General features: G+C 42.4%; 13 protein-coding genes and 1 tRNA gene. 9 read left to right on the top strand and 5 right to left on the bottom strand.

Going from position 1 to position 17,468, the window contains the following annotated elements; genetic code table 11:
• Positions 1 to 28: 28 nt before the first annotated feature.
• A complete protein-coding gene (gene galU, locus J3U67_RS05515; RefSeq protein WP_267392169.1) occupies positions 29 to 910 on the bottom strand; it encodes a UTP--glucose-1-phosphate uridylyltransferase GalU in 882 nt (293 codons plus the stop codon).
• A 156-nt stretch (positions 911 to 1,066) separates the two neighbouring features.
• Positions 1,067 to 2,713 (bottom strand): dihydroxyacetone kinase subunit DhaK, encoded by a 1,647-nt coding sequence (locus J3U67_RS05510; RefSeq protein WP_267392168.1) that lies wholly within the window; start codon positions 2,711 to 2,713, stop codon positions 1,067 to 1,069.
• Between the two features lie 455 nt (positions 2,714 to 3,168).
• On the opposite strand from J3U67_RS05510, the gene sppA reads away from it, so the two are divergent.
• The 4 genes from sppA (at position 3,169) to cysE (ending at position 8,071) form a co-directional block, all read left to right on the top strand.
• Positions 3,169 to 4,128 (top strand): signal peptide peptidase SppA, encoded by a 960-nt coding sequence (gene sppA, locus J3U67_RS05505; protein WP_267392167.1) that lies wholly within the window; start codon positions 3,169 to 3,171, stop codon positions 4,126 to 4,128.
• Between the two features lie 285 nt (positions 4,129 to 4,413).
• Positions 4,414 to 5,466 (top strand): quinone-dependent dihydroorotate dehydrogenase, encoded by a 1,053-nt coding sequence (locus J3U67_RS05500; protein WP_267392166.1) that lies wholly within the window; start codon positions 4,414 to 4,416, stop codon positions 5,464 to 5,466.
• A 284-nt stretch (positions 5,467 to 5,750) separates the two neighbouring features.
• The gene (gene rng, locus J3U67_RS05495) at positions 5,751 to 7,247 is read left to right on the top strand and encodes a ribonuclease G (RefSeq protein WP_267392165.1); all 1,497 of its coding nucleotides are present in this window, start codon (positions 5,751 to 5,753) and stop codon (positions 7,245 to 7,247) included.
• A gap of 29 nt (positions 7,248 to 7,276) precedes the next feature.
• Positions 7,277 to 8,071 carry a serine O-acetyltransferase gene (gene cysE, locus J3U67_RS05490; RefSeq protein ID WP_267404202.1) on the top strand — a complete coding sequence of 265 codons (795 nt, stop codon included), beginning with the start codon at positions 7,277 to 7,279 and terminating at the stop codon, positions 8,069 to 8,071.
• Between the two features lie 332 nt (positions 8,072 to 8,403).
• On the opposite strand, the gene J3U67_RS05485 is transcribed toward cysE, so the two are convergent.
• Positions 8,404 to 8,480: transfer RNA gene (locus tag J3U67_RS05485), tRNA-Met, on the bottom strand.
• 255 nt (positions 8,481 to 8,735) lie between these two features.
• Between J3U67_RS05485 and ychF the strand changes: the two genes are divergently transcribed.
• The 4 genes from ychF (at position 8,736) to J3U67_RS05465 (ending at position 13,844) form a co-directional block, all read left to right on the top strand.
• A complete protein-coding gene (gene ychF / locus J3U67_RS05480; protein ID WP_100157306.1) occupies positions 8,736 to 9,827 on the top strand; it encodes a redox-regulated ATPase YchF in 1,092 nt (363 codons plus the stop codon).
• Positions 9,828 to 10,178: 351 nt separating this feature from the next.
• Positions 10,179 to 11,444 (top strand): tyrosine--tRNA ligase, encoded by a 1,266-nt coding sequence (gene tyrS, locus J3U67_RS05475; protein WP_267392163.1) that lies wholly within the window; start codon positions 10,179 to 10,181, stop codon positions 11,442 to 11,444.
• A 40-nt stretch (positions 11,445 to 11,484) separates the two neighbouring features.
• Positions 11,485 to 12,837 (top strand): argininosuccinate synthase, encoded by a 1,353-nt coding sequence (gene argG, locus J3U67_RS05470; protein ID WP_267404200.1) that lies wholly within the window; start codon positions 11,485 to 11,487, stop codon positions 12,835 to 12,837.
• Between the two features lie 329 nt (positions 12,838 to 13,166).
• Positions 13,167 to 13,844, top strand: a complete 678-nt coding sequence (locus tag J3U67_RS05465; protein ID WP_267404199.1) for a phytanoyl-CoA dioxygenase family protein — start codon at positions 13,167 to 13,169, stop codon at positions 13,842 to 13,844.
• A gap of 279 nt (positions 13,845 to 14,123) precedes the next feature.
• Here J3U67_RS05465 and J3U67_RS05460 read toward each other — a convergent pair whose 3' ends face one another.
• Positions 14,124 to 14,963, bottom strand: a complete 840-nt coding sequence (locus J3U67_RS05460) for a hypothetical protein (protein WP_267404198.1) — start codon at positions 14,961 to 14,963, stop codon at positions 14,124 to 14,126.
• Positions 14,964 to 15,290: 327 nt separating this feature from the next.
• Entirely contained in the window at positions 15,291 to 16,019 is a 729-nt protein-coding gene (locus tag J3U67_RS05455) for an OmpA family protein (RefSeq protein ID WP_100140463.1), read from the bottom strand.
• A gap of 465 nt (positions 16,020 to 16,484) precedes the next feature.
• On the opposite strand from J3U67_RS05455, the gene J3U67_RS05450 reads away from it, so the two are divergent.
• Positions 16,485 to 17,435, top strand: coding sequence for a LysR substrate-binding domain-containing protein (locus tag J3U67_RS05450; RefSeq protein WP_100140464.1), 951 nt, complete (start codon positions 16,485 to 16,487; stop codon positions 17,433 to 17,435).
• Positions 17,436 to 17,468 lie beyond the last annotated feature (33 nt).

Raw genomic sequence — 17,468 nt, 5'->3', positions numbered from 1 at the left:
CCGCCCACATTTAAACCGACTTCGGTTTTTAAAATGTTTGCTGTTGTAACCAATTTTTAAGCTGAGCACCGCATTTGTCATGTCGCAGGCTGTATTCTATAAATGTTTTCATATAACCAAGCTTATCGCCGCAGTCATGTGAATAACCCTGTATAACAAATGCATCTACTGCTTCCTGCTGCATTAATGCAGCTATAGCATCAGTCAGCTGAATTTCACCACCTGCCCCAGGCAATGTTTTTTCCAGTAGCGGCCAGATACTGGCAGAAAGCACGTAGCGACCCACGACAGCCATATCAGATGGAGCCTCTTCCAGCGCAGGTTTTTCAATAATGGCTGTCATAGCTATACTACATCCCTCCTCGGCCTGTTGCTGATGACAATCCACTATACCGTACTTATTTACTTCACTCATCGGCACGCGCTCAACCATAATCTGGCTACGTTGTGTGTCTCTGAAATGCTTTACCATCGCTGCCAGATTATCTGTTGCCAGATTGCAGGCGCTTTCATCTATGAGCACATCCGGCAGTAAGACGGCAAACGGTTCGTTACCAATCACAGAACGCGCACACAGCATAGCATGACCCAGTCCTTTTGCTTCACTTTGTCGTACCTGAATAATTTGAACATCAGGAGGCAGCACGGCACGGGTTTCTGCCAGCAACGCAGTTTTACCCTTGTTCTGTAACTGCGTTTCCAACTCAAACGCAGTATCGAAATGATTTTCAATTGCGGTTTTAGAAGCATGGTTAACCAGCACAATTTGCTTAATTCCTGCTTGTGCACACTCCTTTACGATATACTGAATTAACGGTTTGTCTGCCACCGTTAGCATTTCTTTAGGGATGGCTTTTGTAGCCGGCAACATTCGAGTTCCTAAACCAGCAACTGGGATAACTGCTTTCATTTCTTTTTCCATTCTTGCAAATCAATCACATATATGACGTTCACGAGGATAACGATTCGTATTTAACTTATAATATAAATACTGTTATATATTATCTGAATAATAAGTAATTTTTATTGGTTGAAAATTTTTCGTGGTTAAATATATATAGTTCGACTATTTATTATCCAATTCAGTCAATACAGTAAACACCTCAGCCACAGCCACTGCACCCGGATCAGGTACACTGACTAGATTCTGTTTGTTAACATAAGATGAACGCCCAGCTCCGGCTTTATGCATATCTGCGGTTCTATCTGCACCCTCTCTAGCAGCATGTACCGAAGCCTCAATACCATGTTGTTGCCAGCTTAGCAAAGCCGGCTGTAAAGCATCAATCAAAGTACGGTCACCCAAATCGGCACCGCCATAATGTTTCATCTGTGTCAGCCCGTTTAACAATGCTTCTATCAGCGTACTTCCCTTTTGTAGATGCTGTCCGGCAGCAGTGAAGAAAATCGACATCAGCACCCCGCTTGACCCCCCCATGACTACTGCAAGTCGCTCACCGATACACAGTAATAACTGGGGCAAATCGTTAAGTGGCAACTGCTGCTGTGTCAGCTGCTGTGCTATAGCATGAGCACCATGCGCAAAAGTGGTACCTGTATCACCATCACCTACTTTAGCATCCAATGCATTAAGTCGACTTTCCAGTCCAATGAGTTTATCTGTTATGGCTGTAATACAAGCAGCAGCCAACGCATTTTCAGATGGCTTGTATTCAGACTGCTTTAATACGGGCTGGCAGGCAAGCTTTTTTAAAGGTTTTAAAGCAACCGGCTTCTGCCATCCTTGTGTTTCTACCGGAGCATTCAGTGCCTGAACAAAATAATCATTCAATCTGAGTACAGAAAGGGAGAAACCTTTCATATCCAGCGATGTAACCAGAGGAGCAGGGCCAATCAGCCAATCAGTCTGCTCACTGATTGAGGAATGTGCTACTTCACGCGTTAGCAAAGCCATTTCCAGAGATGACACTCCACCGAGATTATTGATCAAAACAGCAAAACGCCCCTTACCAGCCGAATGCTGTAAAGACTTCACCAAATTATCGATAAGAATTTTGCTGTTTTGAGTATTAACCACCGACGCACCGGGTTCACCATGTATACCTAATCCAAGCTCTACCTGCCCGTCTTTGATCCGTGTTTCTTCCATATAGTCTGGCAGATGACAGGTTTGCATGGCCAGACCCAGACTCCAAAGATTATCACAAGCCTGTTGAGCCAATGCGCGAACCTGTGCTAGTGACTTTCCTTCCTCAGCAGCATAGCCTGCAATTTTGTGAACGAGCACCGTGCCTGCTACACCGCGTGGCTGGCGATTTTCCGGCAGGGAAATATCGTCAGCCACAATGACCATTTCCACTTTCAAGCCATGGCTTTTGGCTTTTTCTGCTGCCAGTCCAAAATTTAATCTGTCCCCAGTATAATTTTTCACAATCAGCAAACAACCCTGTTCACCAGTGACAGCTACAATGGCGTTAAACACAGCATCAACACTCGGGGAAGCAAACAAATCACCGCATACAGCCGCCGTTAACATACCTTTGCCCACAAACCCAGCATGAGCCGGTTCATGTCCCGAACCACCGCCGGAAATTACAGCTACACGGCTTTTATCCCAGTCATTGCGAGCCACTATTCTGATAGCCGGATCAGTATCCAGCTTGACAAGATTGCCATGTGGTGCAGAAATCACCGAACCTTCAATGGCTTCATCAATTAATTGTTTACGATTGTTAAAAAAGAATCTGGACATGATTTTCCAAAATGATTATGAGTATAGACAACAGGCAATATTCGAATCAAAAAATTCATAAGGTCGAAAAAAAATATTTACTGCTTTCCTTATATCAAACTTCATCGGCATTTAAAGCAAGATTCTTATCAAAGATTAGATATATAAATTTAATATACTGAATCCATTATTTTCTGCCACAGTAGTATCTTGCTTTAATTTATATTGCCTTTTTTAAGCGGCGGTTCAAAATTTAACTGTGCTGACACGCTGTTTGCAAGACTATTATAATGTACGGCGATAGCAGGATAAAGTTTAGCCTGCAATCCAAACACGACAAAAGCATACTAAAAAAATAAAATTCGGCTATAATTTTACTTATAACTGATTTAAATGATTGGATAATAGAGAATGAAACGGCTTAGCCTAATCATTTAACTACACATACATCAGCACCAAAACCTGAGAATAAGCAGATGAAAATCAATATTAAAGGATCAGAACCAGCTGGTTCAACGCCCGAGGGCAGCAGCTGGGAACGCAATTTACTAGAAAAACTATTGCTTGAAGTATATCGTGAGCAGCGGCGTAATCGAATCTGGCGCTGGTTCTGGCGTCTTCTATGGCTGCTGATTTTTATCTTGATAATTATTGCTTCTTCAGGCAGCAGCAAACCAACCGGTGCCCATACAGCGGTTATTAATTTGGAAGGCACCATCAGCAGTGACAATAATCAGGCCGATTTATTACGTAAAAGCCTGAAAGAAGTGTATAAGAACAAAAATGTCAAAGGAATTATTATTCGTGCTAATAGCCCCGGCGGCTCCCCGGTTATTTCCAGCATCGCATATGAAGAAATTCGATATTTTAAAGCCAAACATGCCAGCATACCTTTATATGTTGTAACTGAAGATATGTGTGCTTCTGGTTGTTACTACATTGCCAGTGCCGCAGATAAAATCTATGCAGACCCGTCTAGTTTGGTCGGCAGTATTGGAGTAATTGGCAGCAGTTTTGATTTTACGGGATTGATTGATAAACTGGGCATTAAACGCCGAGTTAAAATTGCCGGCAGTAATAAAGATATGGGTGACCCTTTTGTTCCCGAAACACCGGAACAGGCACAAATTTGGCAACAGATGTTGAGTAGCATTCATGAACAGTTTATTCAGGCTGTACAACAGGGAAGAGGCAAACGTTTGAAAATTGCTGAAAACCCAGATATCTTCAGTGGCCGTGCGTATACTGGAGAACAAGCCAAAAAAGTGGGACTGATAGACGATTTTGGCAATGTTTATACTGTCGCACGTGATGTAATTGGTGCACCTGATTTAGTAGATTACACTGCTGAAACCAGCTGGGAAAAACGTTTCAGCAAAAGTATTGGCAGCACTATGCTGCAAAACATTCGCGGCATGACTGATCAGCCTTGGTAAATGCCATTAGATATAACTGCAAATCTTTTGTAAAAAAAATTATGCCCGTTTATGTTCGCCACAACTATTGATAAACATAAACGGGCAATTTTTTTAACGTATCCTGATTAATACAACAGGCAATTTCTTTTTCAAACATGCGCTTTGTATCACCAGCCAGCTAACTTGAAATATACCTAATTAAATGATTTATTTCACCAACACATACTGAATTTAATTGTTTTCCACTCGAATTGATAGAGTTGTTGGTTATAATATTTCTCCACCTTATCCAGCATCAATATCATGTATTCGCTTATAAAATCTTTGTTATTCCGACTGGATCCGGAAAAGACCCATTATCTGTCATTGAAATGTTTACAGCTGCTACATCGTTATCACTGCGGTTTTTTGCTGAGAGACGGACAAGCTTCTGCCAATAACAATCAAAGCACCGGAACAGACAGCAATTTAATAGACTTAATGGGTTTGACTTTACCCAATCCGGTGGGATTAGCGGCTGGTCTGGATAAAAATGGTGAGTATATTGATGCACTGTCAATGTTGGGTTTTGGCTTTATCGAAGTTGGCACCGTTACACCGCTACCACAGGCAGGCAACCCCAAACCCCGTTTATTCCGGTTACCAGAACATCAGGCTATCATTAATCGCATGGGCTTTAATAACTATGGTATCGATACCCTGATTGATAACATTGTAAACAGCCAATATCGTGGCATACTAGGAATTAACATTGGAAAAAATGCTGCCACTCCCATAGACAAAGCCACTGATGATTATCTAATCTGTCTTGAAAAAGCCTATCCTTATGCTAGTTATATAACTGTAAATATCTCATCTCCCAATACACGCAATTTACGCAGTCTGCAAAGTGCCAGCGAATTGGACAGACTCCTGAATCATTTAAAAAACCGGCAGGCGCAGCTAGCAACGCGTCACAGTCGTTATGTCCCTATTGCTGTTAAAATTGCACCAGACCTGATTGAAGACCAAATTACTGCATTAGCAGATGTAGCATTAGCCACCCAGATTGACGGCATTATTGCCACAAATACCACTATAGATAAAACGATGCTGGGTAAGCATCGATATGCACAAGAAACTGGAGGATTATCCGGTCGTCCAGTGCAACCACAAAGTAATCAGGTATTACGCCACCTATCTGCGCTGCTTGAAGGGAAGATTCCTCTTATCGGTGTAGGCGGAATTAACACTGGCGCCGATGCAGCTGAAAAAATCAGCCTTGGTGCCACTGCAATACAGCTGTATTCCGGCCTGATATTTCGTGGCCCCAAGCTCATCAATGAATGTATTCGTGCGTGCAGTAAGCTAAATTAGAGACCCAACAGATTAATATTATTTATTTCGCTTCAATTTGTATTCTTGTTTTACATGTTGGTAAAGCATGATCACGAAAACCTGCTCTGCCCCATTACAGAATTATGTCGTTTTTGTGCATTGAATTTGCTGATAGCTATCTTTATGCAGCTGCGTTTGGCATGACGCTTGTGCTGCGCTATGATATTAGTCATAAGCAAGTATTCGCCCAGATTACTTTGCACAGTCCTGTAGACAATTATCAGGACTGTACAAAGTGATTTGATTAAATTGAAAGCCCTATCATGCATAACAGCGACATATCGCTGCCGAAGGATATCCAGCGGCCGGCTGAAGCGGTATTGGTAAATATTACTCCGAAAGAAACCCGTGTAGCCGTTATGGAAGAAAGCAGCTTGTGTGAAATTCACATTGAGCGCAACTGTGGTCATGGCCTGGTTGGTAATATTTATAAAGGAATTGTGCGCCGCGTATTACCTGGCATGCAAAGTGCTTTTATTGACATTGGCCTTGAGCGAGCAGCTTTTCTGCATATTGTCGATGTACTGGAACAGCGCCAGAAACCTGAACAACCTTTACGCATCGAACATATGTTGCATGAAGGTCAGAATATAGTGGTACAGGTTATCAAAGACCCTATCAACACCAAAGGAGCACGCCTGTCCACACAGATATCATTAGCTGGACGCTTTCTTGTACACCTACCTCAGGATCAGCATATCGGTATTTCACAGCGCATTGAGGATGAAGAAGAACGTAATCAATTAAGAGAACGTTTGGAAAATTTGTTACCGGATGGTGCCGGTCATGGCTACATTATCCGTACAAGTGCAGAAAACGCTACTGATGCAGAATTGCAGTCTGATATCAATTATTTAACCAAACGCTGGCAAAATATTCAGCAACTGGCTAAAACCAGTGCGCCCGAAACTTTGTTATATCAGGATCTGCCTTTGTCACTGCGTGTACTACGTGACATGTACAGCGACAATATTGATAAAATAATTGTTGACTCGAGAGTCAATTATGAGTTGATGTGTGAATTTGCTACCAATTATTCTCAAGGTGCACTGGATAAACTGCAATTATTCCAGAATGATAGCCCCTTGTTTGAAGCTTACAATATTGAAGCAAGAATCACACAGGCTTTGCAGCCACGCGTTAACCTTAACTTTGGTGGTTATATCATTATTGAGCCTACCGAAGCCATGACCACTATTGACGTAAATACCGGCGGATTTGTCGGTGCACGCAATTTTGAAGAAACTATCTTCAAAACCAATCTTGAAGCCTGCCATGTTATCGCACGCGAACTGAGATTGCGCAATCTAGGTGGCATCATTATCATAGACTTCATTGACATGGCTGATGAAGCACATCAGCAGGAAATTCTCACTGAGCTGGCACAGGCACTGGCGTACGACCGCACCCGTGTCACTCTGAATGGTTTTACCAGTCTGGGACTGGTAGAACTTACACGTAAGCGCACGCGTGAAAATCTGGCACAAATCCTGTGTGAACCTTGTCCTACCTGTCAAGGGCGCGGCCGCCTTAAAACCGCACAAACTATTTGCTATGAAATTCAGAGGGAAATTATACGGGAATCCCGACGCGTGAATGCACAGGAGATACGTATACTGGCCGCTCCAAGTGTAATTGATCTGTTTCTAGATGAAGAAGCACAGTCATTGCAATGCTTAAGTAAATTCATCGGCCAACCGATTACGCTAGCTGTAGAGACCACATACAATCAGGAACAATATGATATTGTTCTGCAATAGAATTAATCTGCAAACGAGAAATGAGAAGTATGAACTTACCTGACGCTGAACAGGCAGAAACCCTGTGGCAAACCATTCGTCGAGAAACTGAACATGCAGTACGCAACGAACCAATTTTGGCCAGCTTTCTGCATCTGAGCGTATTACGACATAAAAACTTTGCCCGCATGCTCGCTTTTCATCTGTCCACCAAAATGTCCAGTGCGGTGATGGATGCGCGTGCATTGTTCGAAATATATTTGGAAGCCTTACAGCAGGATTCGGCCATTATTCATGCAGCATTGGCGGATATCGTAGCCTATTATGAGCGCGATCCGGCCTGCGACACCTATTCCTTACCCTTACTATATTACAAAGGTTTTCATGCCATTCAAACACATCGGATAAATCATTGGCTCTGGCAGCAAAACCGCCACACCCTTGCCTATTTCCTGCAAAACCGAGCTTCGGAAGTACTAGGAGTGGATATCCATCCCGCAGCATCAATGGGCTATGGCATTATGATTGACCATGGAACCGGAGTGGTAATTGGTGAAACAGCTGTGCTCGGGAATAATATTTCTCTGCTACATGGCGTCACACTGGGTGGTTCCGGTAAAGACAGCGGTGACCGGCATCCGAAAATCAGTGATGGGGTTATGATAGGTGCCAATGCATCAGTATTAGGCAATATTCGTGTACATACCTGTGCCAAAGTCGGAGCTGGCAGCGTGGTGGTCAACGATGTACCTGAATACTCTACCGTTGTTGGCGTACCTGCACGGGTTATTAGCAAAACCGATAATCATGAGAGTCCAGCACAGGAAATGGATCAGCGGATTTAATATTCAGTTTACTAGGTCTTGTTCTGCTTAGACGATAATAATTATCAGAAAAAATATGGGTTTAAATTAGTTTTTGCCTTGATGATACTTAAATTTCATATAAAAAAATTTATAGGATCTTCCTTAAATCACTTAGTAAACTTGAATAGTCAATATTAAATATATTGAGATGAAATGTCAGTTAGTCCAGATCAAATCAGCTTTTTTCATTTTATGAATGTATATGATAAAAGCTGGTTTATTTTGATAAATTTAAGCCTTAAGTATTTATTTAGTATAATAAAAGCAAGGCATAAAAAAACGCAAACACTGTATAGAGTTTGCGATTAATATGGTGGCGAATCAGGGATTCGAACCCCGGACACAAGGATTATGATTCCTCTGCTCTAACCGACTGAGCTAATTCGCCGTATCTCGTTTTAAGAGAGACGCAATTATACGATATTTTTTTGCGCACGCAAGCATCATTTAAGCAAAAACTATCAAACTATTGTTTTAAAAAATAATTTTATTTAGCTTAAAGGCTTAAATTTTCTTATACCTGAAAAATTCTTGCATTGTTTGTTTTAGCAGACTTTGCCATTCTGGTCGGTGCCGCATAGGTACAGCAAAGCTTTATGTTACAATTCAGCCATTTTTATATTCTGCTATTTCAAGGAATATCATGAGTTTGAAATGTGGCATTGTGGGTCTGCCCAATGTAGGCAAATCGACCCTGTTTAACGCCCTTACCCAGTCTGGCATTGAAGCTGCTAACTATCCTTTCTGTACCATCGAACCGAATGTCGGCATCGTTGAAGTACCGGATGATCGTATGGCTGAACTGTCCAAAATTGTGAATCCGAAACGGACTCAGCCGGCTATTGTAGAATTTGTTGATATTGCCGGACTGGTAGCTGGAGCCAGCAAAGGTGAAGGGCTGGGTAATCAGTTTCTGGCCAATATTCGCGAAACCGACGCCATTGTGAACGTAGTGCGCTGCTTTGACGACGACAATATTGTGCATGTTGCCGGTAAGGTTGACCCGATTTCTGACATAGAAGTGATTGGTACGGAACTGGCACTGGCAGATCTGGCCAGTGTGGAAAAAACTATTGTTCGCGAAAGCAAACGTGCTAAATCCGGTGATAAAGAAGCACAGAAACTGGTAGCCGTCCTTGAACGTTTGCAGCAACACTTGCTAGAAGGCAAACCAGTACGCGCAGCCGGTCTGGATCAAGATGAATTAGCTCTGATTAAACCTCTGTGCCTGCTCACGGTTAAGCCAGCCATGTATGTGGCCAATGTGGCCGAAGATGGCTTCGAAAACAATCCCCATCTACAGCGCCTGCAACAACTGGCCACTGAAGAAAATGCACCAGTCGTAGTTTTATGTGCGGCCATGGAAAGCGAAATAGCAGATTTGGATGAGGCTGATAAAGTAGAATTTTTAGCTGAAATGGGATTAAAAGAACCAGGATTAAACCGCCTGATCCGCGCCGGCTATGAATTACTTGGCCTGCAAACTTATTTCACCGCCGGCGTTCAGGAAGTTAGAGCGTGGACAATCCATAAAGGCGATACAGCACCGCAGGCAGCCGGTGTAATCCATACAGATTTTGAACGCGGATTTATTCGTGCACAGGTCATTGCCTATGATGATTTTATTGCCTGTGGCGGCGAAGCTAAAGCCAAAGAAGCCGGTAAAATGCGTGCCGAAGGTAAAGAATATATCGTCAATGACGGCGATGTTATCCATTTCTTGTTCAACGTCTGACCTGAATTCATAACCATTCACGAACAGCCCGTCAGGGCTGTTTTTTCGACCAGCTAAAATGCGGTTCCATCAGATAGACATTAGCTGTTTTAACATGTCTCGCTAGCAACAATAATGAAATATACTTTTATCAATCATACTCAACTGAAGAATAATCAATTTATTGTAGGCACAAATGCACTGGCAAACAAATCGTGTAAAATAATGCATCATTATTAATCAGCTAATCAGAAAACAGGCTGTCTGGCCAAACTGGGCATATTCGATTAAAGATATATGCCATTTCGAATTTCAGATAACCAGCATTTTTCTGTTTCGGACAACTTTTATTTGAAAGTATAAATTTTTACCATGACCAGTGTTGTATACGATTTACAGCAACGTGGCCTGATTGCTCAGACCACTGACGCAGAAGCGCTTGATAACTTATTAAACCAGCAAAAAATCACCTTATATTGCGGATTCGATCCCACTGCAGACAGCCTGCATATCGGCCATCTATTACCTATCTTGGTTCTGCGCCGTTTTCAACTTGCCGGACATACACCTATCGCCCTTGTAGGCGGTGCCACAGGCATGATTGGCGACCCCAGCTTCAAAGCACAAGAACGTTCACTTAATACACTGGAAACGGTACAGGAATGGGTAGCCAAAATCCGTGCCCAGTTAGAACCATTTCTCAGTTTCGATGGCAACAATGCGGCAATCATGGCCAATAATTTTGACTGGTTTGGCAGCATGAACTGTCTGGATTTTCTGCGCGACATCGGCAAGCACTTTTCTGTGAATGCTATGCTGAATAAAGAATCAGTGAAACAGCGTTTAAGCCGTGATGATGTCGGTATTTCATTTACGGAATTTGCCTATGCCCTGCTTCAAGGCTATGATTTTGCTGAATTGCATCGCCGTCATGGTGCCGTATTACAAATTGGCGGTTCAGACCAGTGGGGTAATATAACAGGCGGTATCGATCTGTCACGTCGTCTGCATCAAGCTACCGTTTACGGATTAACCCTACCTCTCGTTACCAAAGCCGACGGTACCAAATTCGGTAAAACTGAAGGTGGCGCAGTATGGCTCAGCGCAGAAAAAACCTCTCCTTATCAGTTCTACCAGTTTTGGCTGAAAGTTGCTGATGCCGATGTCTACAAATTCCTCAAATACTTTACTTTCCTCAGTGTGGCCGAAATAGAATCCATTGAAGCTCAAGATAAGGCCAGCGGTACCAAACCGGAAGCTCAGCGCATTCTGGCTGAAGAAATGACAAGACTGATTCACGGGGAAGAAGCGCTGGCAGCAGCGGAGCGAATTTCAACAAACTTATTTGCCGAAGACCAAAGTGCGCTTACAGAAAGCGATTTTCAGCAATTATCTCTGGACGGTTTGCCCACTTATACAATCAGTGAATCCATCAATATCGTACAGGCATTAACCACAACAGAACTGGCCAAATCCAACAATGAAGCACGCGGCTTCATCAGCCAAGGAGCGGTAATGGTAAACGGACAAAAAATCAACACTGCTGACTATATTTTCAGTGACAGCGACAAACGTTTCGGCCGCTACACCATTGTACGCCGCGGCAAACGCAACCACGCCTTGCTGATATGGCAATAATTCTACAGCTTCAGTAAGCACATCACTCAAGGGAGTCAATATGAGTAATCACAGCACCATTTTGCAACACCTGCCCGTTGGCGAGAAAGTCGGTATCGCTTTTTCCGGCGGGCTGGATACTTCTACAGCTTTGCTGTGGATGAAACTGAAAGGCGCATTACCTTACGCCTATACAGCCAATCTAGGACAGCCGGACGAAGATGATTATGATGCCATTCCTAAAAAGGCACTAGAATATGGTGCAGAAAAGGCTCGCCTGATTGATTGCCGCACACAGCTGGCACATGAAGGAATCGCCGCTATTCAAAGCGGTGCCTTTCATGTTCACACCGGCGGTATGCCGTATTTCAACACCACACCATTAGGGCGTGCCGTGACCGGTACCATGCTGGTAGCGGCCATGAAAGAAGATGAAGTGCATATCTGGGGAGACGGTTCAACCTACAAAGGCAATGATATAGAACGTTTCTATCGCTACGGACTGTTAACCAATCCTGCTTTACGCATTTATAAACCGTGGCTAGATCAACAGTTTATAGACGAGCTGGGCGGACGACATGAAATGTCTGAATTTCTCATAGCTCAGGGCTTCAACTACAAAATGTCTGTAGAAAAAGCCTACTCCACTGATTCCAACATGCTGGGCGCAACCCATGAAGCCAAAGATCTGGAAATGCTCAACAGCAGCATGAAAATTGTGCAGCCCATTATGGGCGTAGCATTCTGGGATGAACAGATAACAATTAAACCTGAAGAAGTAAGTGTTCGTTTCGCAGAAGGCGTACCAGTGGCATTGAATGGAATTGAGTTCAATGATCCTGTAGCACTGATTATGGAGGCCAATCGTATTGGTGGGCGCCATGGTCTCGGTATGACCGACCAGATTGAAAACCGCATCATAGAAGCCAAATCACGCGGCATCTACGAGGCACCGGCAATGGCTTTGCTGCACATTGCCTATGAACGCCTGCTGACGGGTATTCACAACGAAGACACCATCGAACAATATCGTATTAATGGTCTGCGTTTAGGCAGATTACTGTATCAAGGGCGCTGGTTTGATTCACAAGCACTTATGCTGCGCGAAACAGCTCAGCGTTGGGTAGCCAAAGCCATTACTGGTGAAGTGACATTGGAACTACGTCGCGGCAACGATTATTCCATACTCAATACCGAATCTCCGAACCTTACCTACCAGCCAGAACGGCTTAGCATGGAAAAAGTTGATAATGCCGCTTTTTCTCCTGCCGACCGTATCGGCCAGCTCACTATGCGCAATCTGGATATTATCGATACACGCAATAAACTCGGTATTTATACACAAAGTGGGCTGTTATCAGTTAATCAAGATGCATTGCTGCCGCAATTAACCGATAAAAAAGACACGTTGTAATATTTATTAAGCTTTAAACCGGATAGTGTTGGTTCACTATCCGGTTTTATTTTTACCTGCAATCATTTGCACCAAGATAGAACCTAATATCTTAACCAACATAATTTGAAGATATAAAAATTTTGTTTTTAATACATTAAGACGATCAATTTCTGTGAGTAAATATTTAAAATCAAGCTTGCAGCACTTCATAAGCTTATAGACTTACATTAGAGAGATAAAGAGAAAATTACGCTTCAGAACGAAGCATTATCAATAATGATAGATATGTATCATTACCGTATGAATCGTTATATTATTTGTATAAATACATAATGATGAGTTGATTAATGAATAAAACAGATAATTTTAGTCGCCATGGCTTTACCATCATCGAAGGGCTGATAACAGAAGACCAGCTATCTCAAATCGAACAGCAACTAATACAATTTAAATTAACTAATGCTGGAAGCCGGGAATTACTCACCCAGCCGTGGTGCCAGCAGCTAGCTGAAACATTAAAAATGAATGCTCAGCTTGCGCATTTGCTGCCAATAAATACTGTAGCCATACAATGTACATATTTTAAAAAAACGGCTGAAAAAAACTGGTTGGTGGCTTTACATCAGGATTTAAGCATTCCTGTCAGACACTACTTATCCGCAGAAGGGTTTAGCGGCTGGTCTCACAAACAGAATATGCTGTTTGTACAACCGCCCATACAATATATGGAACAATTGGTCGCAGTGAGGGTACATATTGACGATTGCTTACATGAGCATGGGCCACTGAAAGTGGTTGCAGGTACACACCGTGATGGAAAAATAGCAGAAGCAGATTTGCCTCGGATTCGCGACCAAATAGGTGAGCAGGAATGTACAGTAGTGAAAGGAGATGCGGTAATCATGCGTCCACTTATCGTACATTCATCTTCTAAAGCAATCCAGACCAATGGAAGAAGGGTGTTACATTTTTTATTTGCGCCCGCCACACTGGCTGAAACCATTCCGTTTCAATTCTGTGTCTGAGCATTGATTAATCACAAAATAAAGCAACCAAATTAATGCAATAAAATTTGATTTTTGTGCAGTAAATACCAGACCCATTCTTTTATTTATTTTCTACTCTACTTAATCAGCCTTGATTAAGCAAAAATATTATATTTATTTCAAAAATACAATTTGAGTATGCTAATCAACAAAGATACACCATTGCTGATAAATTATTTACAACCGCAGTATCTTTCATCTTTAGATGGGTTCAGAACAGCCCATTGTTTTCTGGATTAACCATAACAGCATAAATTTTTAGATATCCGCTAGGGTACAAGTGCGTTGCCATAATGATGTTTTACAGCGTAAATGGCCAACATAATGCAAAGGATAAATTGGTACGACAGAAGGTATATCACCACTACGCATATGAAGTAAATCTGCAGGCGCTACCCATTCAGCAGGCGTATTGGTTAGCGGCAGCCCAGCATAACGATACGCTGCTACCACAAATTGGGAGCAGAAATAGCGGTCAGAAGAAAAAGGGGTGACCTGCACCACTGCCATGGTATTCAAGCATAAATGGCGAAAGGCACGAGGTATAACGGGCAGCTCACATACTTTGCGAGTAATAGTATATGGGGTCTGTTTGGCAATACCTAGATAATTGTATTTACTACCCGCTTCAGCCTGAGCAAAAGCACGAATTTTTTCTGCCTGCAACTCGGTTAATTGCGGATGGCGATAAACCACCAGTAAGGGGCTTTCATCCACACTTTCTGCAAGTGACATAATATGCACACCACTGCCAACAGCTTCGGCAATTTCACCCTCTCCCAAGTATAGAAAGGCATGACTAATCGATGTATTACCAAATAGACGTAGTACGCGCGAATTAAAACTGGAATCGGCGGAAAATAAAATATCACCCACTTGCAAATCCATTGGCTGCACTAGAACTATGCCAGTTTGTGGAGCCGTATTTTGGCGCTGAAACTTTACTGCTACATGTTTTTTATCTCCTGTTGCATCAGGAACTCGCTGAAACTGTGCCGCACACGCCGCCAGCACACAACAGCAAATACATAAAAACAGCAATTTTGATTGTTTGAGTCTAGAACAGATTACATATAGTTTTTGTTTTAAATTTGCCATTATGATGCGCAGAATTGTTCCTGAAGCATTACTTATCAATGCTACTTCCCCAATATTTATGCTTGATCAAAGCCAATCTGAATAATACTTTTAAACAATACAATTAAAATCTATCAATTCTTAGTAAATACTGATTATTTCCCTTTTCATAATAACATATATTTACATAAATATTTTGATTCACTGCAAGCATTAGTTCCAATAAGATTTTTCTCAAAAGATGGTTGAACAGATCATTTTTTTATCGTTAGAACATTATTGCATAGTTCAAACTCAAACAAAAAACCCTGCTCATAGCAGGGTTTTTTGTTACCAAAGAAGCTAAAATTATTTAACTTTTTTAGCTACCATGGTGCGGATTTTAACGTCTACACGACGGTCAGGTGCGATACATTCGATCAAAGCAGCACGTTTCTTAGCAGCTGAAACTTTTTTACCCAGTTTAGCTACTTCAGCCTGACAAGATTCGGTCATACGAGCTTCGGATTTACCCAAGCCAACAGCAGAGATTTTCTCAGCAGGAACACCCTTAGAAACCAGATATTCAGCAACAGCATGAGCACGACGATCAGACAGGGTTTTGTTGTAAGCTTCAGAACCTTTAAAGTCTGTGTGACCTTCAACACGTACAACCTGTACGCTGCTGTCAGCCAGACGGGTAGCCAATTGATTCAGAGTATCAATAGCTTCTGGACGAAGTGTAAATTTATCAAAGCCAAACAAGAAGTTAGCTGATAAAGAAACAGTTTCATCAACAAATTTCGGTGCTTCTGGAGCAGCCTGAACTACAGGGTGACCACAGTTGTTACCCAGAGTAGGATCTTTATCGTCGTTGAAACGGTTTTTCACGCACTCAGGGGTGCCATCAGCACCATTTTCACGAGTGACAAGAATTTCGCCAGTACCTTTTTCAGGAGCAGAACTGGTAGTATAGCCATTGTAAGCACCAGCAGGTTCACCGGTCCAGTCGGCACCCGGTACAACACCATTGGCAAAAGCGGCAGTTGAAGCAGCCATAGCAACAATCAATGCGCTCAATTTTAGCTGTTTGGTCATGTTATTCCCTCATCAAAAAATTTGTTATGTGTTGATTCAGCCAGAAATAAGCCTGATCAATACACAAATACCATTTACAGGCCGCTCAAACCGGGCGGGTAGCTTGGTAAATCAGGTCTATACTATAAAAAACCGCAGCATAAACTGTCAATATGCAAACTACCAAGGCTAAGCTGCTAGACGACCCGCTTCCTAACTGTGCATCATGCCTAAAAAACAACTTTGTGTCACTTATTTACAACTAAATTCACACCATTACGCTAATTAAGTTGCATTAAAACAACAAGGAAGCCATAGCCTGCCTGATAGGCCGCAGCAAACGGATTAAGCTGAGAAATTGTTAAGCCAGCAATAAAAGTGTCTCATGTCAGAATGGGTAAATTGAGTTATGATGCAGATAAAGAAGCTTTTTTGTTGTATTTGAGCGACAGTAAATAATGCCAAACTTAAAGGGGCAGAAACAATATGAAGCTGCAACAGTTGCGCTATGCGGTAGAAGTATATCGTCAGAATCTGAATGTATCGGAAGCAGCAGAAGTACTGTTTACTTCCCAGCCAGGGATTTCAAAACAGATTCGCATGCTGGAAGAAGAACTGGGCGTGCCACTGTTTATCCGCCATGGTAAACGCATGGTGGCGGTAACAGCTCCGGGCAAAATTGTACTGGAAACCGCCGAGCGGGTATTGCGTGAAGTACAAAATATCAAACGCATCGGTACTGAATTTGCTGACCAAAATATTGGTTTTCTTACGATTGCCACCACTCATACTTTGGCACGTTATGCATTACCAAAAGTTGTAGCGGCGTTTGTTGAACGCTATCCTCAGGTACAGCTGAGTATTCATACTGCTAGTCCGAAAGCTATTAGCCATATGGTATTGGATGGCGAAGTGGATTTTGCCATCGGTATGGAAATGGAAGTTGAACACCCTGAACTTCGTAAACTAAGTTGTGAAGCATGGAATCGCAGTGTAATTGTTCCAGATAATCATGCGCTGCTGAGTCTCAACCGACCATTACGGCTAGAAGACATTGCTGCATATCCTTTGATTACCTATGATATTGCGTTTAGTGAACAATCTAAAATTGCCCGCGCTTTTACTCAGGAAGGCTGTAATATACCTAAAGTAGCATTGGCTTCGGCTGATACCGATGTAATCAAAACCTATGTTAAACAAGGATTGGGTATTGGACTGATCGCCAGTATGGCTTTTGACAGCTTACAGGATCAAGGACTACAGATACTGAGTGCCGAACATCTATTTGAGCCTTCATTTTCACAGATTATTCTCAGACATGATGTTTATCTTCGAGGCTTTGGCTACGAGTTTCTGACTCTGTATGCACCGCGGCTTACTCGCTCACTGATTGAGTCTGCGCTTTATTCACCTTTTGAAGAAGATTTTTCAATTTAATCAATTTTTTAAAATAAAAGCCATTTTATACAG

The sequence above is a fragment of the Snodgrassella sp. B3837 genome, from assembly GCF_026535955.1.
Taxonomy (GTDB): domain Bacteria; phylum Pseudomonadota; class Gammaproteobacteria; order Burkholderiales; family Neisseriaceae; genus Snodgrassella; species Snodgrassella alvi_E.
This window is presented reverse-complemented; position numbering and strand designations above follow the sequence as displayed.